Source organism: Streptomyces sp. NPDC028298, from assembly GCF_055565895.1.
The window spans coordinates 820,643-843,003 of record NZ_JBVHTL010000003.1 but is presented as its reverse complement, the minus strand read 5'-3'; the positions used below and the strand labels follow the sequence as shown (position 1 = coordinate 843,003).

The 22,361-nt window shown below is 72.6% G+C and carries 21 protein-coding genes; 10 read left to right on the top strand and 11 right to left on the bottom strand.

What is annotated here, in order from left to right; genetic code table 11:
• Positions 1-43 precede the first annotated feature (43 nt).
• Positions 44-1,240 carry a glycoside hydrolase family 64 protein gene (locus tag ACZ4TO_RS18815; protein WP_468024771.1) on the top strand — a complete coding sequence of 399 codons (1,197 nt, stop codon included), beginning with the start codon at positions 44-46 and terminating at the stop codon, positions 1,238-1,240.
• Between the two features lie 151 nt (positions 1,241-1,391).
• Here the strand turns inward: ACZ4TO_RS18815 and ACZ4TO_RS18810 are convergent, their stop codons facing one another.
• The gene (locus ACZ4TO_RS18810) at positions 1,392-2,522 is read right to left on the bottom strand and encodes a sulfite oxidase (protein WP_468024770.1); all 1,131 of its coding nucleotides are present in this window, start codon (positions 2,520-2,522) and stop codon (positions 1,392-1,394) included.
• Positions 2,523-2,588: 66 nt separating this feature from the next.
• Complete coding sequence (locus ACZ4TO_RS18805; RefSeq protein WP_382795032.1) at positions 2,589-3,251, bottom strand: TetR/AcrR family transcriptional regulator; 663 nt, start codon at positions 3,249-3,251, stop codon at positions 2,589-2,591.
• 126 nt (positions 3,252-3,377) lie between these two features.
• Between ACZ4TO_RS18805 and ACZ4TO_RS18800 the strand changes: the two genes are divergently transcribed.
• Positions 3,378-3,941: an NAD(P)H-dependent oxidoreductase gene (locus ACZ4TO_RS18800; RefSeq protein WP_382795030.1), complete on the top strand. Its 564-nt coding sequence runs from the start codon at positions 3,378-3,380 to the stop codon at positions 3,939-3,941.
• A 125-nt stretch (positions 3,942-4,066) separates the two neighbouring features.
• A complete protein-coding gene (locus ACZ4TO_RS18795; protein WP_355776017.1) occupies positions 4,067-4,744 on the top strand; it encodes an AIM24 family protein in 678 nt (225 codons plus the stop codon).
• A gap of 75 nt (positions 4,745-4,819) precedes the next feature.
• Here the strand turns inward: ACZ4TO_RS18795 and ACZ4TO_RS18790 are convergent, their stop codons facing one another.
• The 3 genes from ACZ4TO_RS18790 to ACZ4TO_RS18780 all read right to left on the bottom strand — a co-directional run bounded on the left by ACZ4TO_RS18790 (position 4,820) and on the right by ACZ4TO_RS18780 (position 9,340).
• On the bottom strand, positions 4,820-6,607 hold the full coding sequence (locus ACZ4TO_RS18790) for a M4 family metallopeptidase (protein WP_468024769.1): 1,788 nt from the start codon (positions 6,605-6,607) through the stop codon (positions 4,820-4,822).
• Between the two features lie 583 nt (positions 6,608-7,190).
• Complete coding sequence (locus ACZ4TO_RS18785; protein WP_468024768.1) at positions 7,191-8,288, bottom strand: polyprenyl synthetase family protein; 1,098 nt, start codon at positions 8,286-8,288, stop codon at positions 7,191-7,193.
• Positions 8,288-9,340, bottom strand: coding sequence for a tetratricopeptide repeat protein (locus tag ACZ4TO_RS18780; RefSeq protein WP_468024767.1), 1,053 nt, complete (start codon positions 9,338-9,340; stop codon positions 8,288-8,290). The genes ACZ4TO_RS18785 and ACZ4TO_RS18780 overlap by 1 nt, the downstream gene beginning before the upstream one ends.
• A gap of 341 nt (positions 9,341-9,681) precedes the next feature.
• Here ACZ4TO_RS18780 and ACZ4TO_RS18775 point away from each other — a divergent pair, with 341 nt between their 5' ends.
• Positions 9,682-10,563, top strand: a complete 882-nt coding sequence (locus ACZ4TO_RS18775; RefSeq protein ID WP_468024806.1) for an aminoglycoside phosphotransferase family protein — start codon at positions 9,682-9,684, stop codon at positions 10,561-10,563.
• A gap of 18 nt (positions 10,564-10,581) precedes the next feature.
• Here ACZ4TO_RS18775 and ACZ4TO_RS18770 read toward each other — a convergent pair whose 3' ends face one another.
• Positions 10,582-11,421 (bottom strand): helix-turn-helix transcriptional regulator, encoded by an 840-nt coding sequence (locus tag ACZ4TO_RS18770; protein ID WP_382795018.1) that lies wholly within the window; start codon positions 11,419-11,421, stop codon positions 10,582-10,584.
• Positions 11,422-11,523: 102 nt separating this feature from the next.
• Here ACZ4TO_RS18770 and ACZ4TO_RS18765 point away from each other — a divergent pair, with 102 nt between their 5' ends.
• Positions 11,524-12,231: an SDR family NAD(P)-dependent oxidoreductase gene (locus ACZ4TO_RS18765; protein ID WP_468024766.1), complete on the top strand. Its 708-nt coding sequence runs from the start codon at positions 11,524-11,526 to the stop codon at positions 12,229-12,231.
• A 58-nt stretch (positions 12,232-12,289) separates the two neighbouring features.
• A complete protein-coding gene (locus ACZ4TO_RS18760; RefSeq protein ID WP_468024765.1) occupies positions 12,290-12,916 on the top strand; it encodes an alpha-ketoglutarate-dependent dioxygenase AlkB in 627 nt (208 codons plus the stop codon).
• 226 nt (positions 12,917-13,142) lie between these two features.
• Here the strand turns inward: ACZ4TO_RS18760 and ACZ4TO_RS18755 are convergent, their stop codons facing one another.
• From ACZ4TO_RS18755 to ACZ4TO_RS18745, 3 genes are all read right to left on the bottom strand, one after another.
• A complete protein-coding gene (locus tag ACZ4TO_RS18755) occupies positions 13,143-13,766 on the bottom strand; it encodes a TetR/AcrR family transcriptional regulator (RefSeq protein WP_468024764.1) in 624 nt (207 codons plus the stop codon).
• A 5-nt stretch (positions 13,767-13,771) separates the two neighbouring features.
• On the bottom strand, positions 13,772-15,238 hold the full coding sequence (locus ACZ4TO_RS18750; RefSeq protein ID WP_382795008.1) for an MFS transporter: 1,467 nt from the start codon (positions 15,236-15,238) through the stop codon (positions 13,772-13,774).
• A gap of 82 nt (positions 15,239-15,320) precedes the next feature.
• The gene (locus ACZ4TO_RS18745; RefSeq protein WP_468024763.1) at positions 15,321-16,523 is read right to left on the bottom strand and encodes an FAD-dependent monooxygenase; all 1,203 of its coding nucleotides are present in this window, start codon (positions 16,521-16,523) and stop codon (positions 15,321-15,323) included.
• A gap of 337 nt (positions 16,524-16,860) precedes the next feature.
• Between ACZ4TO_RS18745 and melC1 the strand changes: the two genes are divergently transcribed.
• The 3 genes from melC1 to ACZ4TO_RS18730 all read left to right on the top strand — a co-directional run bounded on the left by melC1 (position 16,861) and on the right by ACZ4TO_RS18730 (position 19,459).
• The gene (melC1, locus tag ACZ4TO_RS18740) at positions 16,861-17,265 is read left to right on the top strand and encodes an apotyrosinase chaperone MelC1 (protein ID WP_468024762.1); all 405 of its coding nucleotides are present in this window, start codon (positions 16,861-16,863) and stop codon (positions 17,263-17,265) included.
• A 33-nt stretch (positions 17,266-17,298) separates the two neighbouring features.
• A complete protein-coding gene (gene melC2 / locus ACZ4TO_RS18735) occupies positions 17,299-18,123 on the top strand; it encodes a tyrosinase MelC2 (protein ID WP_382795000.1) in 825 nt (274 codons plus the stop codon).
• 103 nt (positions 18,124-18,226) lie between these two features.
• Positions 18,227-19,459, top strand: coding sequence for a cytochrome P450 family protein (locus ACZ4TO_RS18730; RefSeq protein WP_468024761.1), 1,233 nt, complete (start codon positions 18,227-18,229; stop codon positions 19,457-19,459).
• A gap of 135 nt (positions 19,460-19,594) precedes the next feature.
• Here ACZ4TO_RS18730 and ACZ4TO_RS18725 read toward each other — a convergent pair whose 3' ends face one another.
• A complete protein-coding gene (locus ACZ4TO_RS18725; protein WP_382794995.1) occupies positions 19,595-20,302 on the bottom strand; it encodes a ribonuclease H family protein in 708 nt (235 codons plus the stop codon).
• Between the two features lie 90 nt (positions 20,303-20,392).
• A complete protein-coding gene (locus ACZ4TO_RS18720; RefSeq protein WP_468024760.1) occupies positions 20,393-21,190 on the bottom strand; it encodes a VOC family protein in 798 nt (265 codons plus the stop codon).
• A gap of 140 nt (positions 21,191-21,330) precedes the next feature.
• On the opposite strand from ACZ4TO_RS18720, the gene ACZ4TO_RS18715 reads away from it, so the two are divergent.
• Positions 21,331-22,347 carry a zinc-binding alcohol dehydrogenase family protein gene (locus tag ACZ4TO_RS18715; protein WP_468024805.1) on the top strand — a complete coding sequence of 339 codons (1,017 nt, stop codon included), beginning with the start codon at positions 21,331-21,333 and terminating at the stop codon, positions 22,345-22,347.
• Positions 22,348-22,361: the final 14 nt, after the last annotated feature.

Sequence of the window (22,361 nt, the reverse complement as noted above, 5' to 3'; positions counted from 1 at the left end):
TGTGCATCCACCTCGCTGAACCCCCACATCAAGGAGGCAGAGAGTGCGCGTACACATCAGATGGCCTGCCTGGGCGTTGGCCTGCGCCACACTCGCCGCGGCACTGCTCACCTTCGGCGCGCCCTCGCGCGCCGAAGCCGCGGTCCCGGCGACCATCCCCCTCACCTTCACCAACAACTCCGGCCGCGGCGACCAGGTCTTCATCTACGACCTCGGCACCCAGCTCTCGACCGGACGGCAGGGCTGGGCCGACGCGAACGGCACCTTCCACGCGTGGCCCGTGGGCGGCAACCCGCCGACGCCCGCACCCGACGCGTCGATCACGGGACCGGCCAACGGCCAGTCGAAGACGATCCGGCTCCCCAAGTTCTCCGGACGGCTCTACTTCTCCTTCGGGCAGAAGCTCGACTTCCGGGTGACGACCGGCGGTCTCGTTCAGCCCGCCGTCCAGAATCCGAGCGACCCGAACCGCAACATCCTCTTCAACTGGTCCGAGTACACCCTCAACGACTCCGGTCTGTGGATCAACAGCACCCAGGTCGACATGTTCTCCGCCCCGTACGCCGTCGGGGTCAAGCTCGCCGACGGGACCACGAAGAGCACCGGGCACCTCAAGCCCGGCGGCTACAACGGGTTCTTCAGCGCGCTGCGCAGCCGTCCGGGCGGCTGGGCGAACCTGATCCAGACCCGGTCCGACGGCACGGTGCTGCGGGCGCTCGCCCCGGGTCACGGCATCGAGGCGGGCGCGCTTCCGGCCGGCGTCATGGACGACTACATCAACCGCGTCTGGCAGAAGTACGCTTCGTCGACGCTGACGGTGACCCCCTTCGGCGACCAGCCGAACACCAAGTACTTCGGCCGGGTCTCCGGTGGCGTCATGAACTTCACCAACAGCTCCGGAGCGGTCGTCACCAGCTTCCAGAAGCCCGACTCGGACAGCGTCTTCGGCTGCTACAAGCGGCTCGACGCGCCCAACGACCTGGTGCGCGGGCCGATTTCACGCACCCTGTGCGCGGGGTTCAACCGCACGACTCTGCTGACCAACCCCCAGCAGCCCGACACCTCGTCCGCGAACTTCTACACGGACACGGTGACCAACCAGTACGCCCGCGCCATCCACGCGCAGATGGCCGACGGCAAGGCCTACGCGTTCGCGTTCGACGACGTCGGCAACCACGAGTCCCTCGTCAACGACGGCAATCCGCAGCAGGCGTACGTCACGCTGGACCCGTTCAGCTGACCGAAGCCGGGGAGCGCGAGCGGGGGCGGGTCCCGGACGGGAACCGTCCCCGTGCCCGTGCCCGTGCCCCTGCCCGTGTCCGTCCCCGCGCCGTCGCCCGTGCCCGCACCTCGTCGCCGCGGCCCCCGTGGTGCGGTCGGCGCCGGAGGCCTCATCGGTCGTCGTCGCCGGGATCCAGGCAGTGCACGGGGACCTGTTGGACGAGGTTGTTCACGAAGCCGCCGCGGTTCCACGGCTGGTCGAGCGGCTGGGTGTGGCCCTCGGCGTCGGTCGCCCGGGCGCTGAGGAGATGACGGCCGGGGGTCGCCGTCCAGGTGAACCGCCACGCGCGCCAGGCCCATGGGTGGGCGTTCGGCGGGTCGAGCCGGGCCGGGCGCCAGGAGTGCCCCGCGTCCGTGCTGACCTCGACGCCGGTCACGGGTGCGCGGCCCGACCAGGCCCGTCCGGTCAGGGTGACGGCGCCCGGCGGGACCACCCGCGTCCGCGACATGAAGTCGGGGAAGCCCGGCGGGGCCAGCAGGGCACGGGGCGCGATGCGGGTGACCGGCTCGCCCTCGTCGGCGGCCTCCTGCCGCAGCCGGTAGGCCACGGTCTGCTGGAATCCCCGGAACGGCGCGTCGGCCACCGTGATGTCCCGGAGCCACTTCACGTGCGCCATGCCGTACCAGCCCGGCACCACGAGCCGTACGGGATGTCCGTGCTGCGGCGGCAGCGGGGCGCCGTTCATCGCGTAGGCCACCAGGACCTCGGGCTCCTCGCCCCGCGCCACGTCCAGCGGAAGGGCGCGCTGGTAGTCCTGCTCGACCCCGCGTTCCACTCCGTGATCGGCGCCGGTGAACACCACGTCCACCGCGTCCGGTTCGGCCCCGGCCTCGGCGAGGAGGAGGCGCAGCGGCACTCCCGTCCACTCGGCGGTGCCGACCGCCTCCACGAGCCACGGCTGGCTCACCGGCCGGGGTGTCAGCAGTGCCCGGCCGTTGCCCGCGCACTCCATGGTCACCCGCCGGGTGACCGACGGGTACGCCTTGAGGTCGTCGACGCCGAGCAGCAGCGGGCGCCGCACCCGGCCGCCGAGGGCGAGGCGCCAGGAATCCTCTTCCGCGTAGGGGATGTCGTAGTGGGTCAGTACGTAGTGCAGTCCCGCAGGGGTGACCTCGTAGCGCAGGGCTTCCAGCGGAAGTCCGTGGTTCCGCGTCGCGAGGGCCAGTTCCTGGGCGCTGATGCCCTCGTCCGGGCCGGCGATCCGGGCGGGTGCGCTCACGTCTTCGAGGCGTTGTCCCATGGGATCCATGGTCCGCCCGCCGGGGGCGGGAGCGCCAGACGGCCCCGGTCGCCCGCGGACGGGACCTCAGGCCGGGCGCGGGCCGACGCTGCGGTCCACCAGATCGCGCCAGCCGGCCTCCAGCCGCTCCTGCGGCATGCCGCGCTGGCGGGTCAGATGGCCGATCAGCGCGGGGTCGAGGTAGCCCATCAGCGTCTGGGCGACCAGTTCGACGTCCGTCTCCGGTCCCGGGCTCGCCTGGCGCAGCAGCATGCACACATGCATGAAGCGGACCCGGTAGGGCGCCGAGGTGAAGCGGCGGGTGACCTCGGGTTCGGCGGCGAGGTACAGGTCGAGCTGCTCGGAGGTCTGGCGCAGGGCGTGGCATCCGAAGGCGTGCAGGCGCTCCACCGGGGAGGCGCCGGGACCGAGCGGGGCCGGGCCGCTGATGAAGGCGGTCTGGAAGCGCTGCTCGGTGTGGTCGAGCAGGGCCATGAGCAGGCCGGTGCGGTCGCCGAAGCGCCGGAAGACGGTCCCCTTGCCCACCGCCGCCGCGCAGGCGACGCCCTCCATCGTGAGCTTGGCCACGCCCTGCTCCTCGACCAGCCGGGCCGCGGCCTCCAGCAGGCGGGCGCGGTTGCGGGCCGCGTCGGCGCGCAGCGGGGCGGCCTCGGGCGCGCTGAGCTGCATGAGGACGGGCTCGTCGGACGTTTCCGGTCGCTTCGGGAACGGCGGAAGTGGCTGGGACATGAAGCCAGCGTAACGGCATCCGGGGCCAACTGGACTGCGGTCCGCTTCAGTGGTAGACCTTAAGCGGACTTCGGTCCGTTTTATTGCGGCAATGTTTCAGCGTTTCCATCCCCCCGGGAGATATCCATGTCCGTTCGCATCCTCGCCCTCGTCGGCAGCCTGCGCGCCGGTTCCCACAACCGCCAGCTCGCCGAGGCGGCCGTCAAGCTCGCTCCGGAGGGTGCCGAGGTCGAGCTCTTCGAGGGCCTGGCCGAGATCCCCTTCTACAACGAGGACGTCGACGTCGAGGGCGGCGTGCCCGCCGCCGCCGCGCGCCTGCGCGCCGCGGCCGGCGAGGCCGACGCCTTCCTGCTGTTCTCGCCGGAGTACAACGGCACCATCCCCGCGGTCCTCAAGAACGCCATCGACTGGCTGTCCCGTCCGTACGGCGCGGGCGCCTTCACCGGCAAGCCGGTCGTCGTGGTCGGCACCGCGTACGGCCAGTTCGGCGGCGTCTGGGCGCAGGACGAGGCCCGCAAGGCCGTGGGCATCGCCGGCGGCACCGTGCTGGAGGACGTCAAGCTCTCCGTCCCCGGCTCCGTGGTCCGCTTCGCCGAGACGCACCCCGCCGACGACGCCGAGGTCGCGGCGCAGCTCTCCGAGGTCCTGGACCGTCTGCACGGCCACGTCTCGGCGCCCACCGCTGCCTGACAACTCACCTGTGGGCCGGTCCGGTTGACCCGGGCCGGCCCTCGTCATGTCGTGACTCGGTCACCGTTCGTCCCAAGATCGCCACGACCCTGGCGGAGCCCCACCCTCCGCGACAGGATGCCCGTATGAAGAGCGATCTCTTTTCCAGTGACCACATGGTGCAGCCGGCCGTCGCGGCGGGCATGACCGTCCAGAACGCCAAGTCCATCAAGTACGCCGTCCAGGGCGAGATGTTCGCGCGTCAGGGCGCGATGGTCGCCTACCGGGGCAGCCTCCAGTTCGAGCGCAAGGGCCAGGGCGTGGGCGGGATGCTCAAGCGGGCGGTCACCGGTGAGGGACTTCCGCTCATGACCGTCCGCGGGCAGGGCGAGGCCTGGTTCGCGCACGAGGCGCAGAACTGTTTCATCGTGGGCATCGAGCCCGGCGACGTCTTCACGGTCAACGGCCGCAACGTCCTGTGCTTCGACGCGTCGCTGTCGTACGAGATCAAGACCGTCAAGGGCGCGGGCATCACCGGCGGCGGTCTGTTCAACAGCGTCTTCACCGGGCACGGCAGCCTGGGGCTGATCTGCGAGGGCAACCCGCTGGTCATACCCGTCTCCCAGCAGCAGCCGGTGTTCGTCGACACGGACGCGGTCGTCGGCTGGACCGCGCACCTGCGGACCTCGCTGCACCGCTCGCAGTCGATCGGTTCGATGATCCGGGGCGGTTCGGGCGAGGCGGTGCAGCTCAAGCTGGAGGGCGAGGGCTACGTCGTCGTACGTCCCAGTGAGGCCACCCCGCAGAAGACGCAGCAGCACTGAGCAGGCGCCGCACGGCAGGAGGGGCCCCGCCGGCCGGTCGGCGGGGCCCCTCGGTTCGTCTGCCGGAGCCGGTCGTCAGTGCCGGGCGGCCGGGGTGTTGGCGGCCGTGACGTTGACGGCGGCCCAGGCCTTGCCCACCGCCTTGTACTCGGCGCTGTTCGCGCCGTACATGTCGGCGGCGGCCTTCAGCGTGGCCTTGCGCGCGTCGTGGAAGTCGGTCGTGGAGACCATGTACCGGGTGAGAGCGCGGTAGAAGACGGCGGTGGCCTTGGTGCGGCCGATCCCGGTCACCCGGGAACCGTCGTACGTCGGCGAGTCGTACGTCACGCCGTTGATCGTCTTGCGGCCGCTGCCCTCGGCGAGCAGGTAGAACGCGTGCGAGGAGACGCCGGAGCCGGCGTGCACCTCGGTGTCGTACACGGCGGGCGACCAGTAGTCGATCGACTCCTCGAGGACGTCGAGGGACGGGTGGTCGAGGCGGCGCAGGAACTTCTGGGCGAGCCCCAGCTTCTCCCCCATCAGGTAGTTCGGGGGGTTCTTAGGGTTGTTCGCCGAGAACTCGACGTTCGTGCCGAAGATGTCGGCGAGCGACTCGTTGAGGGCGCCCGCCTCGCCGTACTGGTTGCCGTCGTCGTCGACCCGGGTGGGTTCGAGGGCGGCGGTCGCGTCGACGACTCCGTGGCTCAGCTCGTGGCCGGTCACGTCGAGGACGACGAGCGGCTTCTTGAACACGCGGCCGTCGCCGTCGCCGTACGCCATGCAGCCGCAGTACGAGTCCCAGAAGGCGTTGCCGAGCTTGTTGCCGTAGTGGACCATTCCCCGGGCGCCGGCGCTGTTGTTCTTGATGCCCTTGCGGCCGAAGGTCTTCTTGTAGAAGTCCAGGGTCTGGGTGATGCCGTACTGGGCGTCGACGGCGACGGTGGTCCGGGCCGAGGTGGTGCCGTCGCCCCACTTGTTGTCGCCGTCGGTGAACGCCTTGCCCCGCGCGAAGGACTCCAGTTCCTGGCCCCTGGCGTCCCGGGTCTCGGTGTTCCACCGGGTCGGGTCCTTCAGGACGTAGCTGGTCCGCGCGGTGCGGGTGGTGATCAGGGAGACCTTGCCCGCGAACAGGGAGGAACCGCTCCCCGTGGCCGTGGCCGGGTAGTGGCCCGCCGCGGCGATGCCCGTGAGGCCGGACAGCCCGGCGGTGGCACCCGCCGCGACACCGGTCTGCGGGCTCGCGCTCTCGCCGCGCTCGCGCAGCGTGGCCGCCAGGGAGGGCGAGATGAACTCGTCCGTGTTCGGGGTGTTGCTGCGGATCTCGCCGGTACGGGCGTCCACGACGACCGTGCTCGATCCGCCGGTCTGCGTCGTGTCGCTGTCCGAGACGATCACCTGGTAGGCGAGGGCGGCGGCGCCGTCGCGGGCGTCCACGACGAGATGGGCGGTGTCCGCGTCGCCCTTCGCGACGGCCTCGGCCTTCCGCGCCGCCTGCTCGGGCGTCAGCTCCGCCTCGACGGTGGACGGCTTCACCACGTGGTCGGCGGCCCGGGTCACGCCCAGGTACTCGCCCCGCGCGCCGAGGTGGACGACCAGGTCGCCGCCGAGCAGCGGAAGGCCCTGGTGGGTGCGGACGAAGCGGACGTGCCGCTTTCCGTCCGGGTCGGTCATCACGTCCTTGGCCTGAAGGGTGTCGCCGCGGGTGACACCGGTGGCCGAGGCGTGCGCGAACGCGGCCGCCCTGGCGGTGGCCACGGGCGACGAGGCCGAAGCCGCCGCGACGGCGGGCCCGTTCGGCGCGGCGGCGAAGGCGGGACCGGGGAGCGTGGCGGCCGTCGTCACGGCGACGGCGATCGCCACGCGGCGTATGTGGGGTCTACGCACTGAGTTCCTTCGTACAGGGGCGGCCGAACACCAACCGCCCTACGGCGCGGCGCCGTTGCGCGCCGCGGGGGCTGCCCGCTCCCGACCGGACAGATGTGCGGGGGAATGCGGGGGTTGCCCGCGCGGGCCGATCAACGTCCGCATGTGACAGATGTCGCACGCGTCCTGGCCCGGAGCGGACGGAACGGGCGTGCGGACGGGAGGGCCGAATCCCGGCCGGGGGCCGGGCGGTGAGACCCAGGCTCGGGCGGGACCGGGATCCGAGGTCGGACCGATGCCCTGGGCGGAACCGCAGCCCGAGGGCGGACCAGCGGGCCGGGTGGAAGCGAGGGCGGAGCTGAACCGACGGCCGGGTGGACCAGTGGCCGGGCAGAACCGACGGCCCGGTGGCGCCGACGGCCCGGTGGGATCGGCGGCCCGGTGGCACCGAGGGATGGGCGGAGCACTGGGCCGGGCAGAACCGAGGGCCCGGTGGCACCGACGGCCCGGTGGGAGCGACGGGCCAGGCGGATCCGGCGGTCGGGACAGGGGCGGCGGTCGGGACGGGGGCGGCGGTCGGGACGGGGGCGGGGCCGGCGACGGCTCAGACTCTGCGGTCGGCGAGCGCGGACAGCAGGGTGCGGAGTTCCGCCGCGGGCCCCTGGGCGAGCGGCAGTCCGTCGAGGAGCGTGCCCGCCGCGGCGAGCCGGCGGCGAGCCGCGCGCACCGCGGCCGCGCGGCCCCCGGCCCGCTCGACGAGGGCCGTCGCACGGCGGACTCCGGACGCGTCCAGGGAGTCCGGGGCCGAGAGGAGGTCGTCGAGTTCGCCGTACCCGGCTCCGCCGAGCGCCGCGAGCACGGGCAGCGTCTTCTTCCCCTGCCGCAGATCGCTGTGCACCGGCTTGCCGGTGACCGAGGGATCACCCCAGATGCCGAGGACGTCGTCGGCGATCTGGAACGCGACGCCGAGATGGCGTCCGGCGCGGTCCAGGACGGTCACGGTCCCGTCCGGTGCTCCGGCCAGCCGGGCGCCGAGCGCCAGGGCGCAGCCGAGCAGGGCACCGGTCTTGCGCTCCGCCATCACCTCGTACTCCCCCACCCCGACCGCCCCGGGTCCGGTCCAGGGCCGGTCGGCGAACAGCAGGTCGTCGGCCTGGCCACGCACCAGGTCGCCGAGCGCGGTGGTCAACTGCTTTACGGCGAAACCGGCTTGGGGAGTGAGAGCCATGGTCTCGACGGCCAGGGCGAACAGCGCGTCACCCGCGAGGACGGCGGGGCCGGTGCCGTACGCCTTCCACACGGCCGGGCGGCCACGGCGCAGCGCGTCACCGTCCATGATGTCGTCGTGGAGCAGCGAGAAGACGTGCACGAGCTCCACCGCGACGGCCGCGGGCACACCGGCGCCGGCCGGTCCGGAGACGGTTTCCGCCCCGAGGACGGCCAGCGCCTGTCGTACCCCTTTTCCCTGGTCGTGGTCGGCGGGGGCGCCGCCGACCTCGCAGCGGCCCAGCGCGTACCGGGCCATCTCCGCCACCCAGGGGTGCAAGGTGCCGATCGCCTCCCCCAGCGCGGGGGCGACGAGTTCACGGCAGCGGCTCAGCACCTGAGCGGCGGCGGGCGGCGACGAGGGGTGCGGGGCCGCCGGGGCGGGCGCGCCGGCCGGCGCCGGGGCGGGCACCAGGTGGAGGGCCGGGGTCGTCATCACGCGGCCTCCGTCTCGCCGGACCCGGCCGTCAACCCGAGCTCTGTCCGGGCTTGTTCGACCATCCGATGGGCGTGCCGCAACCCGATGCCCTCCAGGGTCACGCCCAACTCGTCGATTTCGGCTGCGGTTTCGGCCCGGTCGCGGCCGAGACGGGCAAGGGACTTGACCAGCCCGAGGCGGGACAGGGCGGTGCCGCGCGGCTCGCCCATCGTCTCGAACTCCGCGAGCGCGCCCGCGTACACGTCGCGGGCCTGCTCGTAACGCCCGGCCCGGTAGAGGACGTTGCCGCGCATCTTGTGGTTGTAGGCGAGCGCACCGGACAGCTTCATCGCGCGGCAGGAGACCTCGGCCTCGCCGAGCAGACCGAGCGCGCGGTCGGTGTCCCCGTCCCGCACGGAGACGATGTCCGCGAGTCCCCGCAGCGCCCAGGCGTGGCCCCGCCGGTCCTCGGCTCCGGCGGCTATCGCGGCCGCCTCCTCGAACATCGCGTAAGCGGTGTCGTACGAGCCGGTGTTGCGGTGGATCTGGGCGATGCCCTCCAGGGCCCACACGGTGTGCCGGGCCTCGCCGCGCTTGCGGGCCTCGGCCAGCAACTGCTCGTGCAGCTCGGTCACGGCCGCGTAGTCGCCCTGGATGCGGCCGGTCTCCGCCATTCCGGCCAGCGAGTAGCCGCGCACCACGACGTCCCCCGCCCGGCCGCCGAGTTCCGCGGCCAGCCGCAGCAGCCGCCACGCGAGCGGGAACGCCCCGCGCTGGCGGGCCAGGGTGCCACCGCTCCACAGCGCCCACGCCATCGCGGCGCCGTCCCCGGCCTCCCGCGCGGTGCGGTAACTCGCCTTCCACGCCCGCTCGGCGTCCGCCACCTGCCCGAGCCGGCGGTGCGCCTCGGCGACCGCGAGGCCCGACCGGGCGGCCTCCGCGCGAGCGCCGGCCCGTTCGGCGGCGCGCAGTTGCTCGGTGCCCGCCGCGAGGACGTCGGTCAGCGAGGAGTTCACCGACAGGGTGGTCAGGGCGCCCTGGTACTCCGGGGCGAAGGCTTTGCCGTACATGAGTGCCTTTCCGTCCGCCACCGTCCGTCCCGTCTCGGGCCCGGCCCGGTGGCGCTGCTGTTGTCGAGTCGTCCAAGGCGGTGACGTGCGGCGATCCAGCTATACACGTGGCGTATACACGGCATGTATACGCAAGGGGTATAGTGCGCCGGTTTCCGCCCGTGAAGTGACCTTCAGGAGGGACCGCTTGCCACGCGCCCGTTGCCGATCAAGACGGCGATCGCGTCGGGAAGGTTGCCTGGCGGCGTCAAAACGCGTTGCACGGCGGTCCGGAGGGCTCACAGGATGGCGACGAGCAGCGCTTCTCCGAGGAAAGCAGGCCCCTTTTGCCCACAGCGCCGATGCACGCCGACGAGACCCGGATCGGTGCCGCGCTCGTACGGCGTCTGCTGGCCGGACAGTTCCCGCGGTGGGCCCGACTGCCCCTGAAACCCGTGCGGTCGGCCGGCACCGTCAACGCCCTCTACCGTCTCGGCGACGACATGGCCGTGCGCCTCCCGCGCGTGCCGGGCGGCGCCGACGACGCCGTCAAGGAGCACGCCTGGCTCCCGCGGCTCGCCCCGATGCTCCCGTTCCCGGTCCCCGAGATCCTCGGCCTCGGCACCCCGACCGCCGACTACCCGTGGCACTGGTCCGTGCTGCGCTGGCTCGACGGCGACGCCCCGGCACCCGACGCCCTGACCGACCCGCATCAACTGGGCGTCGATCTGGGGGCGTTCGTCACCGCTCTGCGCGGGATCGAGCTGCCCGGCGGGCCGGGCGCCTACCGGGGCACCCCGCTGACGGCGGTGGACGCCGAGACACGCTCGGCGATCGACGACCTCCACGGCGACATCGACACCGGGGCCGCGACGGCGGCCTGGGAGGAGGCACTGGCGGCACCCGCCTGGACGGGCCCGCCGCGCTGGCTGCACTCGGACCTGATGCCGATGAACCTCCTGGTCCGCGGGGGCCGCCTCGCCGCCGTCCTCGACTTCGGCACCTTCGGCACCGGTGATCCGGCCTGCGACTTCATCCCGGCCTGGAACCTCCTGCCCGCCGCGGCGCGGCCCGCCTTCCGGGACGCGGCCGGCGCCGACGACCCCGGCTGGGCGCGCGGCCGTGGCTGGGCCCTGTCCATGGCACTCGCCCAACTCCCGTACTACCGCCACACGAACCCGGTGATCGCGGGCAACGCCGCACACGTGATCCGCGAAGTACTGGCCGAGCACCGGGGGTCGTAGCCACGGGGCATCGGCGGATCACTCGACGAGGGCCTGCGTCCCGAGAACGCCGAGGAGGGCGACGCGTTCGGCGTCCTCCGTCCCGGGCTCGGCGGTGTAGACCATGATCCTCAGGTCGCTGCCCGCGACGCTCAGCACATCGCAGTCCAGCGTCACGGCGCCGACCTGGGGGTGGTCGACGGTCTTGCGGGACGCGTCGTGGCGGGCGACGGCCCCGGACTCCCACAGTTCCGCGAAGCGCACGCTGTTCTCGCACAGTTCCTCGATCAACTGCCCCAGACGCCGGTCCGTCGGGTACCGGCTCGCCGTGGCGCGCAGGTCGGCGACGAGCGTCGCCTCGAAGGCGCGCCGCTCCCGCGGGGTGTGCCGCACCCGGCTGCCCGGCCCGACGAAGTTGCGCCACACACCGTTGCGTTCGTTGCCGCTCCACCCGGAGGGGTCACCGAGGAGGGCCGCGTACAGCGGGTTGGCCAGCAGCAGGGTCCAGGCCGCGTCGTACACCGCCACGGGTGTCCCGCTCAGCCGGTCGAGCATCCGGTGGACGCCCGGGGTGATGTGGGCAGGCACCATGCCTCGTCCCGGCGGCACCAGTCCGGCCACCTGGAAGAGGTGCTCGCGTTCGGCCCCGGACAGGCGCAGCGCCCGGCCCAGCGCCTCGACGACCTGCTCCGAGGGATGAGCCGCCCGCCCCTGCTCGAGACGCGTGACGTAGTCGACCGAGATGCCGGCGAGCAGGGCCAGCTCCTCGCGACGCAGGCCGGCCGCCCGCCGGTTGCCGCCTCCGGGCAGGCCGACGGCCTCCGGCGTGACGCGGTCACGCCAGCGTCGTACCGTACGCCCGAACTCCGTGTTCGCCATGCCACCCACTGTGCACCCACCCGGCCGAACGCGCCTGGTACCGCCGGTCCCAGGAGGACCGGACTCCTGGCTGTCGGCCCCGATCGGCCGGAGGGTGGACGCATGACCACAACACTCATCACCGGAGCGAACAAGGGCCTCGGCTACGAGACGGCCCGCCGGCTCGTCGCGGAGGGCCACACCGTCTACCTGGGCAGCCGGGACCCGGAACGCGGACGGCGCGCGGCCGCCGAGCTCGGGGCGCGCCCGGTCGTCATCGACGTCACCGACGACGCGTCCGTGGCGGCCGCCGCCAAGACCGTCGAGGCCGAGGGCGGGCTGGACGTCCTGATCAACAACGCGGGCATCGAGGGGCGCGGCGCGGGGAACAGCGTGATCGGCGCGGCGGAGGTGACCGCCGGCATGATGCGCGAGCTGTTCGAGACGAACGTCTTCGGTGTCGTGCGGGTCCTCCACGCCTTCCTGCCCCTGCTCGGGCGTTCGGCCTCACCGGTCGTCGTCAATCTCAGCAGCGGCCTGGCCTCGCTGGCCCGGATCACCGACCCCGGGGGCCCGGCCCACGCCTACCCCGGTGTCGCCTATCCCGCGTCCAAGACGGCCGTCAACACCATCACCGTGCAGTGCGCGAAGGCATTCCCCGGGATCCGCGTCAACGCCGTGGAGCCGGGCTTCACCGCGACCGACCTCAACGGCAACACGGGGTTCCAGACCGTGGAGGAGGGCGCCGAGATCATCGTGCGCATGGCGCTGATCGGCCCGGACGGACCGACCGGCGGCTTCTTCGACGCGTCGGGCCCCGTCCCCTGGTGACCACGGACACCCAGTCGGGCAATGGAACACCCATTCGAATACGGAGTACGCTGGCCTCATGGCCACGCATCTCCAGGGCTCGCTCTTCGACCAGACCGACGAACTCCGCCTCGGCCCGCTGGGCGGGCTGCGGCGCACCACGCTGGGCGCGGGGGCCTGGATCGACCTGCTGCCCGGCTGGCTGAGCGGGGCCGACGAGCTCTTCGGCCACCTCGCCGCCGAGGTCTCCTGGCGGGCCGAACGGCGCCAGATGTACGAGCAGGTGGTGGACGTGCCCCGGCTGCTCGCGTACTTCCGCGCGGACGATCCGCTGCCGCACCCGGTCCTGGACGAGGCCCGGGACGCGCTCTCGGCGCACTACGCCGGGGAACTGGGCGAGGCGTTCACCACGGCGGGCCTCTGCTACTACCGGGACGGCCGCGACAGCGTGGCCTGGCACGGGGACAGGATCGGGCGGGGCGCCCGCGAGGACACGATGGTCGCCATCGTGTCCGTGGGCGCCCCGCGGGATCTCCTGCTGCGGCCGCGGGGCGGTGGGGAGACGGTCCGGCGCCCGCTCGGCCACGGCGACCTCATCGTGATGGGCGGCTCCTGCCAGCGCACCTGGGAGCACGCGATCCCCAAGACGGCGCGCGCAGCGGGGCCCCGGATCAGCGTGCAGTTCCGCCCGGACGGGGTGAACTGAGCGGCGCGGCCGCCGCCACGCCCCGCGGGTGAACCGGGCCGGGCGGCCCTTCTCGCAGTCCCACCGGACGCGCCGGAATCACCGGACCAGCCAAACCTGCCAGGCCCGCCGAACTCACCAGACCGCCGGAGCCGCCGGAGCCCACCGAACCTGCCGGACCCGGACCCGCCGAACTCACCAGACCGCCGGACCCGCAGGACTCACGCCTCCCGCCGGACCCGCCGGCTCACGGCGCGAGCTGTGCCTGCACGGCGGGCGCGTACCGGTCGACGATGGCGTCGACCGAGGTGGCGCGCAGGTGCGAGCCCCGCGCGATCCCGTACATCACCCCGAGGCCGAGCAGTGTGCTCACGGCGAGCTCGGCGCGCAGGCCCGCGTCCCGCCCGCTCAGCCGCCCGGCGAGGCGTTCGCTGACCTGGGCGCGGAAGTTGGCCCGGAGTATCTCGCCCTGCTCCCCCTGGAGCGGGGCGAAGACGATCCGCAGGACGGGGTCGGCGCCGCGCTGGGTCTGGCCTTCCAGCACATGACGGACCATGTGCCGGCCCAGCTCCTCCAGCGGGGCGTCCAGCAGGGCGTCGGCGTCGGACTCGAAGGACATGACCCGGGCGAACAGCGCGTCCTTGTTGCCGAAGTACTTGAGGATCAGCGGCGCGCTCACCCCGGCCCGGTCGGCGACCGCCTTGAGCGTGATGTCCGCGTGCGCGTGCCGCGCCAGCAGATACCGGGCCGCCCGCAGGATCGCCGCCTTGCTGGCCTCGGCGTCACGGCGGGGAGCGGGGGCGGCGTCCGGCCGCTCCCCGGGCTCGGGGGCGGACGGGGACGCCGTGAGACCGGAGTGCGGGGTGGTCACGGTGCTCAGGCTCCTTCGAGTGCCTCGTCGCGGGACGCGCCGGTACGGCGGCCGGTTCGCGGGGTCTCGCGGGAGGCGGGGTCGGTGGGTATCGACAGCGCGGCGGCACAGGCCACCAGTGCGACGGTACCCGCCATGGCGAAGGCCAGCAGATAGCCGTGCAGGGTCGGCACCGGGGCGCCCGCGACGAGACTCGTGTGGTGGACGAGCACGGCGGCCACGGCGGCACTGCACACGGCCTGCCCGATGGTGCGCATCAGGACGTTGACGCCGTTGGCGGACGCGGTCTGCCCGGCGGGCACGGCGCGCAGGATCAGGGTGGGCAGGGCGGAGTAGGCGAAGGTCGTGCCGATCGAGCAGACCGTGGCGCCCAGGATGATCGCCCACAGGTCGCGGCTGTCGGCGATCCGCAGGACGTAGCCGGAGGCGATGATCGCCGTGCCGAGGGCCAGGGTGATCCGGGGACCGCGGGCCGCCGATATGCGCGCCGAGACGGGCGACAGGAACAGCATCGTCACGCCGCCGGGCAGCAGACACAGACCGGTCGCCACGATCGAGAGGCCGAGTCCGTAACCGGTGGCCGTGGGCGCCTGCACGAGCTGCGCCGTGACCAGCGAGTTGCCGTAGAAGGAGAAGCCGGTCAGCAGGGCCGCGATGTGCGGCAGCGCGACGCGCGGCCGGGCGGCCAGCTTCAGGTCGACGAGGGGGCGTTCGGCGCGGAGCTGCTGGCGCCACCACAGCGCGAGGATCGCCGCGCAGCCGGCGAACAGGGCGAGGATCCTGGGGCTGGTCCAGCCCCAGGTGCCGCCCTGGGACACGGCGAGCAGCAGACACACCAGCCCGGCGGCCAGGCCCAGGGCGCCCACGGTGTCGAAGCGGCCCGGCTCGCGCACGGGCGACTCGCGCACCGCCCACCAGGCCAGCGCCGTCCCGAAGGCGCCGAGCGCGGTCGTCGCCCAGAACATGACGTGCCAGTTGGCGTACTGCACCACGAGGGCGGCCAGCGGCAGGCCGAGGGCGGCGCCGATGCCGACGGTGGAGCTCATCAGCGCGACGGCGGAGCCCGTGCGCTCCGGCGGCAGTTCGTCGCGCAGGATGCTGATCGACAGCGGCACGACGGCGGCGGCCGCGCCCTGCAGCGCCCGCGCCACGATCAGGACGCCGATGTCCGAGGTGAGCGCGCACATCAGCGAGCCGACCGTCATCATCCCGAGGGCCATGAGCAGCACGCGCCGCTTGCCGTACATGTCGCCCGCGCGGCCGAGGACCGGGGTCAGCACCGCTCCGGCGAGCAGGGTCGCGGTCACCATCCAGGAGACCGCTCCCGCCGAGGCGCCGGTCAGCCGGGGCAGGTCGGGCAGCAGCGGGACGACGACCGTCTGCATGACGGCCATGAGGATCCCGCCGAACGCCAGGACAGGGATCGCGAGCCGCTCGCGCAGGGCCGCCATCGGCACTCCAGAAGTAGGCATGGAAAAGCGAGGTGAATGACAATTCACCTTACCGGTGAATTGTCATTCACCCCAAGTGGGATCCCCTTCTGGACGACAGGCCCTAGCGCTGCGCGCGGGCCTGCACGCCGCGGGCGACCCGGGGTCCGAGCCAGCGCTTGAAGCGGCGCAGCGCCTCCAGGCGGCCGGCCGCGCGGTCGATCCGGTAGTAGAGCTGGGGCGGGACGTACGGGAGCAGCGGCGAGTGCCGCTGCCCGAGCAGGGCGAACATCTGCGCCGGAGGAAGGCCGATGTAGCGCGGCAGGTTCTCGTACCACTGTGCGCTGTGGCGGGCCGCGCTCTGCACGGACAGGAGTTCGGACCTGCGCTCGCGTCCGTAGCGGGTGAGGGCGGTCTCGAGGTCCGCGTGCTCGCCCAGCGCTCGGGCCAGGGAGATGGCGTCCTCCAGGGCGAGGGTGGTGCCGGCGCCGATCGAGTAGTGCGTGGTGTGGGCGGCGTCGCCGAGGAGGACGAGATTGCCCCGGTGCCAGGTCCGGTTGGTCAGGGTGCGGAAGGTGAGCCACCGGGCCGCGCCGTCGGACCGCTCGCGGCCCATCAGCCGGTGCCCGTCCAGCAGGTCCGCGAAGAGCTTCTCCAGCAGCGCGAGACCGTCGGCCTCGCCGGCGCCGTCGAGCCCGAGGCCGGTCCAGGTCTCCGGGGAGCACTCGATGACCAGGGTGCTCCGGTCGTCGCCGAAGCGGTACGCGTAGCACCAGATCCAGCCGTGGTCACTCTCCACGAAGGAGAAGGTGAAGGCGTCGAAGACCTTCGTCGTGCCGAGCCAGATGTAGTGGTTGCGCCCGTGGCTGATCTCGCTGCCGAAGTGGCCGGCGTGACGCTCGCGCAGCGCGCTGTTGACCCCGTCCCCGGCGACGACGAGATCGGCTTCGGGCAGTTCGTCGGGCGCGATCTCGCTCTCGTACTCGACGCGGACCCCCAGGGAGCGGGCCCGCTCCGCGAGCAGGTCGAGCATCCGGCGGCGGCCGATGCCGAATCCCTCGTCCCCCGGAGCCACGGTCGTGCGGGTGCCGACATGGGCGACGCCGTCGCTCCAGCTCACCGAGTTCTCGCTGACGGCGAGCGCGGACGCCGGGTCGCCCTCGCGCAGTTTGTCGAGCAGACCCGCCCAGTAGGTCACTCCCCAGCCGTACGTCGATCCGGCCGGGTTCTTCTCGTGGACGGTGATGTCATGGGACGGGTCCTGGAGCTTCATCAGGATCGAGAAGTACAGGCTTGCGGGTCCGCCACCGACGCACGCGATCTTCACGCGCACTCCCCTATGTTGCACAATGCGGTCGATTGGTCACGAAGCGTAGCAGGGGCGCGACGCCCGCACTTCGCGCCAGATCGCGGGCGTGAGCCGCGCCACGGGCGGACGGCCGCGACCGCAAGATCATCGACGCGAGCCCCTTCCGCCGCAGGATTTCCGCCGGCGGGTATGCCGCGGGCACTCCGGACAGCAAGATCATCTTTGTTCAACTCTGTATGACATATCCACGATTGTCCGGATCACAGCCAACCGACATTCGGCGATTTCTCCCGTTGTTTGACGACCCGATAGGCATATCGGGTCATCGACACCGCACATCACAGGAGGTCTCCGCATGCCGGAGCTCACTCGCCGCCGCGCCCTCGGCGCCGCCGCCGCACTCGCCGCGGGCGCGGGCGCCCAAGCCCTCGCCGCACCCTCGGCGTCCGCCTCACCGAACGGCCCCGCCGCCGCACGGGAGTCCATGGGCGAGCACCACCACGGCGGCCCGGAACCCTTCGACGAGGTCTTCCGCGGACGCCGCATACAGGGCCGCCCGGTCACCGGGGGCGGACACCATCACGGCGGCGGCTTCGGTGTGTTCATCGACGGCGTGGAACTGCACGTGATGAGCAACGCCGACGGGAGCTGGATCAGCGTCGTCAGCCACTACGACCCCGTACCCACCCCGCGCGACGCGGCCCGCGCCGCCGTAGTGGAGCTGCAGGGCGCCCCGCTCGTGCCCTTCGCCGCCAACTGAACCACCCCGCAAGCAGATCGTGGAGTCCCGCACATGACCGTACGCAAGAACCAGGCGAGCCTGACCGCCGACGAGAAGCGGCGATTCGTCGACGCGCTGCTGCAGCTCAAGCGCAGCGGCACGTACGACACCTTCGTCACGACGCACAACGCCTTCATCCTCGGTGACACCGACAACGGCGAGCGGACGGGCCACCGTTCACCGTCGTTCCTGCCCTGGCACCGCAGATTCCTGCTGGAGTTCGAGCGGGCCCTGCAGGCCGTCGACCCCTCGGTGGCGCTGCCCTACTGGGACTGGAGCACCGACCGCACCACGCGGGCCTCCCTGTGGGCCCCGGACTTCCTCGGCGGCACCGGGCGCAGCCTGGACGGCCGGGTGATGGACGGCCCGTTCGCCGCCTCCGCGGGCAACTGGCCGATCAACGTCCGTGTCGACACCCGCACCTACCTGCGCAGGTCGCTGGGCGCCGGGGTGCGGGAACTGCCCACCCGCGCCGAGGTGGACTCCGTGCTCGCGATGACGACGTACGACATGGCCCCCTGGAACAGCGCCTCGGACGGCTTCCGCAACCACCTCGAAGGCTGGCGGGGCGTCAACCTCCACAACCGGGTGCACGTGTGGGTGGGCGGCCAGATGGGCACCGGCGTATCGCCCAACGATCCGGTGTTCTGGCTCCACCACGCCTTCATAGACAGGCTGTGGGCCCAGTGGCAGCGCCGGCACCCCGGCTCCGGCTATCTCCCACTCAAGGACACCCCGAACGTCGTCGACCTCGGCGAGACCATGAAGCCGTGGAACGACACCCGGCCGGCCGACCTGCTCGACCACTCCGCGTTCTACACGTTCGACACCGTCTGATCCCGGCCGCGCCCGTGACCGCCGGACCTCCTGGAGGGCCGGCTCGCACGGGCGCGCCCGTTGCCGCCGCTCGGCGCGGGGCACCGATCAGTAGGGTCGGGACATGACCCATACAACCTCCGCTTCCCACGCTCCCGTCGACCCCGCGGGACTCGCCCGCGATCCGTACACCGTGTACGCACGGCTCCGCCAGGCCGGGCCCGTTCACCGGATCACCGGGACGGACGGGCTGTCTGCCTGGCTGGTGACCCGCTACGACGACGTACGCGAGGCTCTCGCCGACCCGCGGCTGTCCTTGGACAAGCACAACGCCGCGCCCGGCGGCTACCGAGGCATGGCCTTACCCCCGGCGCTGGACGCGAACCTGCTCAACATGGACCCACCGGACCACACCCGCATCAGGCGCCTGGTGACCCGGGCCTTCACCCCGCGTCGGATCGAGCGGCTGCGCGAGCCGATCCGGCGCACCGCCGACCAGTTGCTGGACGCGGTCGCCACGGCGGAACGCGTGGACCTGATCGCCTCGTACGCCGCGCCGCTGCCGATCACCGTGATCTGCGACCTGCTCGGCATCGGCCCGGCCGACCGGCTCGACTTCCGTTCATGGACCGACACGCTCGTCGCTCCCGATCCCACACGGCCGTCCCTCGCCAAGGAAGCGGTCGGCAGCATGCTGTCGTTCCTCACCCGGCTCATCGCCGACAAGCGAGCCGCTCCGACCGACGACCTGCTCTCCGCGCTGATCGCCGTACGCGACGAGGAGGACCGGCTGAGCGAGGACGAGTTGATGTCCTTGGCCTTCCTCATCCTGTTCGCCGGGTACGAGAACACCGTTCACCTCATCGGGAACGCGGTCCTGACCCTGCTCCGCCACCCCGACCAGCTCGCCGAGCTACGGGCCAATCCCACGCGCATCGGCGCGGCGGTGGAGGAACTGGCCCGGTACGACGGCCCGATGCCTCTGGCGATCCGCCGGTTCCCGACCGAGGACGTCACCATCGGCGGCGTGACCGTTCCCGCGGGCGAGACCATCCTGCTGTCCCTCGCCGCCGCTCATCGGGACCCGCACCGCTTCACCGACCCCGACCGCTTCGACATCGGCCGCGACGCCACCGGTCACCTCGCCCTCGGCCACGGCATCCACTACTGCCTCGGCGCTCCGCTGGCCCGCATGGAAACCGGCATCGCGCTGTCCGCGCTCCTCGACCGCTTCCCCGACCTGGCCCTCGACGTGCCGCCGGACGAACTGCGGTGGAGGCCCTCGATGCGATCCCGCGGCCTGCTCGGCCTTCCGGTCCGCACCGGCACGATCAAGGAAGCCACCACGGCTCGATGACCGGGTGTGCGGCCTCGTCCTTCGAGCACGACGGCATCAGCGACAGCGGTGACGACGCGTGATGGCGTTCGGCCATGGAGTACGGCCGCGGCGCGGGCGCGTGGACGCGGTCGCGGCGCGGAAAACGGTGCCGGGTCAGGCTCCGCCCTGCGCCTCGCTCCGGCACTCCGGGTGACCCCAGCCCTGCGCGTTCTTGGCGATGGGCTCGCCCGCCGCGTAGGAACGGCCGCACACGCAACGGCCGTTGAACTTGGCCTTGATCGTGCGGCTCGACGTGGCCGGCCGGGACGCCTTGGCCGCGGGGCGGCGGCGGGCGGCGCCCGAGGCGGCCGGGGTGTCGGGGGAGGCGGGCGGCTCCGGAGACCCGAGGTCGCTGCCCGCGGGCTGCTGCACCACCGCGGCCTGGCTGGCGGCCCGGTCGGCGAAGTCGTTCAGGCGGTCGCCGTCGACCTGGTGGGCGGGAACGTAACGGAACTCCACCGAGCGGCCGGTGAGCAGTTCGTCGATCCGGGCGACGAGTTCCTGGTTGGCGACGGGCTTGCCCGCGGCCGTCTTCCAGCCCTTGCGCTTCCAGCCCGGCAGCCAGGTCGTGACGGCCTTCATCGCGTACTGGGAGTCCATCCGGATCTCCAGCGGCACATCGGCGGCCACGGCCGTCAACAGGCGTTCCAGCGCGGTCAGTTCGGCGACGTTGTTGGTCGCCGTGCCCAGCGGTCCCGCCTCCCAGCGGGCCGGGGTCTCGTCCCCGTCGGCGACGACCCAGGCCCATCCGGCGGGTCCCGGGTTTCCCTTCGAAGCCCCGTCACAGGCGGCAACAACGCGTTCAGGCATGACCCCGATCATGCCACGCCCGGGCGAGCGCCCCGCGCACGGAGTGGTGCGCGGCACGACCACCCCGCCGGTCAGCGGCGGGGTGGGGGCCATGGACGAGCGTCAGGACACGTCCGTCATCCCGGGCATCTCGCCCTGGGCCGCCTTCATGTCGATGACGGAGAACGAGGCGCCCTGGGGGTCGCTCAGCGCGGCGAACCGGCCGAAGGGGCTGTCCATCGGCCCGAAGCGCAGGACCGCACCGCGCGCGGTCGCCTTGGACACCGCCTCGTCGCAGTTCTCGACGGCGAAGTAGACGTTGACGTACGACGGGACCTCGGGCGGGAAGTCGTCCGTCATCTTCATCCGCCCCAGCACCGGCTTCCCGTCGATGTTGAAGACGCGGAAGTCGACGGCGTCGTCCTGAACCTGCTGGGCGGTGAAGGGGAAGACGGCCGGGAAGAACATGTCGGACTTCTCCGGCTCACGGGTGAAGACCTCGGCCCAGGCGTACGAGCCGGGCTCGCCGATCGACTCGAAGCCCTCGTGGACGCCCGCCTGCCAGACGCCGAACACGGCCCCGCCGGGGTCCCGGGCCAGCGCCATCGTGCCGAACTCGCCGACCTGCATCGGCTCCATCAGCACCTCGCCGCCCTCGCTCCTGATCTTCTCGGCGGTCGCCGTGGCGTCGGGCGAGGCGAAGTACAGACACCAGGCGGACTGGCCCTCCTGCCCCGGCATCGGCGGCACGACGGCGGCCACCGCCTTGCCGCCGGAGTAGGCCTGCGTGTAGTTCCCGTACTCGGAGGACGACTCGCCGAACGTCCAGCCGAGCACGTCCCCGTAGAAACTCTTGGCCCCTTCGACATCGCTGAACATCGCGTCCGCCCAGCAGGGCGTTCCTTCAGGCTGTACGGCCATGACCCGACCTTCTCCTGTTCGGTGAACGATTGCGCTGTTCACGCTAGCCAGCCTTCACCGGGGCCGCGCGCCGAAGCAGGCGCCCTGCACGACACTGGAGGCGGGCCGGTCCGGCCGCCGACAGGACGGGGCACGGGATGATGCGGGCGTGGGAAGTGGTCCGGCCGGGGCCGGTCGAGGGGGAGCCGCTGCGCCTGGCCGAGCGACCGGTGCCGGTGCCCGGCCCCGACGAGCTCCTGGTCCACGTGCGCGCCTGCGGGGTGTGCCGCACCGACCTGCACGTCACCGAGGGCGACCTGCCCGTGCACCGCCCCGGAGTGACACCGGGCCACGAGGTCGTCGGCGTGGTGGCGGCGACCGGCGGCGCGGTGAGCGGCTTCGCCCCGGGCGACCGGGTCGGGGTCGCCTGGCTGCGCCGTACGGACGGCACCTGCGGGTACTGCCTGCGCGGGTCCGAGAACCTCTGCCCGGCGTCCGAGTACACCGGTTGGGACGCCGACGGCGGTTACGCGGAGTACACGACCGTGCCGGCCGCCTTCGCCTACCGGCTGCCCGACGGCGTGGACGACGTCGCGCTGGCCCCGCTGCTGTGCGCGGGCATCATCGGCTACCGGGCCCTGCGCCGGGCCGCGCTGCCGCCGGGCGGGCGGCTCGGCCTGTACGGCTTCGGCGGCAGCGCCCACCTCTGCGCGCAGCTCGCGCTCGCCGAGGGCGCCACCGTGCACGTACTGACGCGCGATCCGGCCGCCCGACGGCTCGCGCTCGACCTCGGGGCCGCGTCGGCCGGCGGGGCGTACGACGAGCCGCCCGAGCCCCTGGACGGCGCGATCCTCTTCGCACCGGTCGGTGAGCTGGTGCCGGTCGCCCTGCGGGCACTCGACCGGGGCGGCGTCCTGTCCGTCGCCGGCATCCATCTGAGCGACATCCCGCCGCTGCGCTACGAGAGCGACCTGTTCCAGGAGAAGGAACTGCGCAGCGTCACCGCCAACACGCGGGAGGACGGCAGGGAGTTCCTGGCACTCGCGGCCCGCCACGGCATCCGCGCGACGACGCACGCCTATCCCCTGGCGGAAGCGCCGCGGGCGCTGCGGGACCTCAAGGCGGGCCGTTTCGACGGCGCGGCGGTGCTGGTGAACGACGGCCCGCCGCGCGACTGAGCGTGCGGGCGCGA

What these genes read in the sequence shown, in the direction of transcription:
- ACZ4TO_RS18775 (WP_468024806.1), top strand. Translation starts at nt 9,682, where the DNA reads ATGCACGCCGACGAGACCCGGATCGGTGCCGCGCTCGTACGGCGTCTG.
- ACZ4TO_RS18765 (WP_468024766.1), top strand. Translation starts at nt 11,524, where the DNA reads ATGACCACAACACTCATCACCGGAGCGAACAAGGGCCTCGGCTACGAG.
- ACZ4TO_RS18760 (WP_468024765.1), top strand. Translation starts at nt 12,290, where the DNA reads ATGGCCACGCATCTCCAGGGCTCGCTCTTCGACCAGACCGACGAACTC.
- ACZ4TO_RS18800 (WP_382795030.1), top strand. Translation starts at nt 3,378, where the DNA reads ATGTCCGTTCGCATCCTCGCCCTCGTCGGCAGCCTGCGCGCCGGTTCC.
- ACZ4TO_RS18810 (WP_468024770.1), bottom strand. Translation starts at nt 2,522, where the DNA reads ATGGGACAACGCCTCGAAGACGTGAGCGCACCCGCCCGGATCGCCGGC.
- ACZ4TO_RS18785 (WP_468024768.1), bottom strand. Translation starts at nt 8,288, where the DNA reads ATGACGACCCCGGCCCTCCACCTGGTGCCCGCCCCGGCGCCGGCCGGC.
- ACZ4TO_RS18715 (WP_468024805.1), top strand. Translation starts at nt 21,331, where the DNA reads ATGCGGGCGTGGGAAGTGGTCCGGCCGGGGCCGGTCGAGGGGGAGCCG.
- ACZ4TO_RS18780 (WP_468024767.1), bottom strand. Translation starts at nt 9,340, where the DNA reads ATGTACGGCAAAGCCTTCGCCCCGGAGTACCAGGGCGCCCTGACCACC.
- ACZ4TO_RS18805 (WP_382795032.1), bottom strand. Translation starts at nt 3,251, where the DNA reads ATGTCCCAGCCACTTCCGCCGTTCCCGAAGCGACCGGAAACGTCCGAC.
- ACZ4TO_RS18730 (WP_468024761.1), top strand. Translation starts at nt 18,227, where the DNA reads ATGACCCATACAACCTCCGCTTCCCACGCTCCCGTCGACCCCGCGGGA.
- ACZ4TO_RS18795 (WP_355776017.1), top strand. Translation starts at nt 4,067, where the DNA reads ATGAAGAGCGATCTCTTTTCCAGTGACCACATGGTGCAGCCGGCCGTC.
- ACZ4TO_RS18720 (WP_468024760.1), bottom strand. Translation starts at nt 21,190, where the DNA reads ATGGCCGTACAGCCTGAAGGAACGCCCTGCTGGGCGGACGCGATGTTC.
- ACZ4TO_RS18725 (WP_382794995.1), bottom strand. Translation starts at nt 20,302, where the DNA reads ATGATCGGGGTCATGCCTGAACGCGTTGTTGCCGCCTGTGACGGGGCT.
- melC2 (WP_382795000.1), top strand. Translation starts at nt 17,299, where the DNA reads ATGACCGTACGCAAGAACCAGGCGAGCCTGACCGCCGACGAGAAGCGG.
- ACZ4TO_RS18770 (WP_382795018.1), bottom strand. Translation starts at nt 11,421, where the DNA reads ATGGCGAACACGGAGTTCGGGCGTACGGTACGACGCTGGCGTGACCGC.
- ACZ4TO_RS18750 (WP_382795008.1), bottom strand. Translation starts at nt 15,238, where the DNA reads ATGCCTACTTCTGGAGTGCCGATGGCGGCCCTGCGCGAGCGGCTCGCG.
- melC1 (WP_468024762.1), top strand. Translation starts at nt 16,861, where the DNA reads ATGCCGGAGCTCACTCGCCGCCGCGCCCTCGGCGCCGCCGCCGCACTC.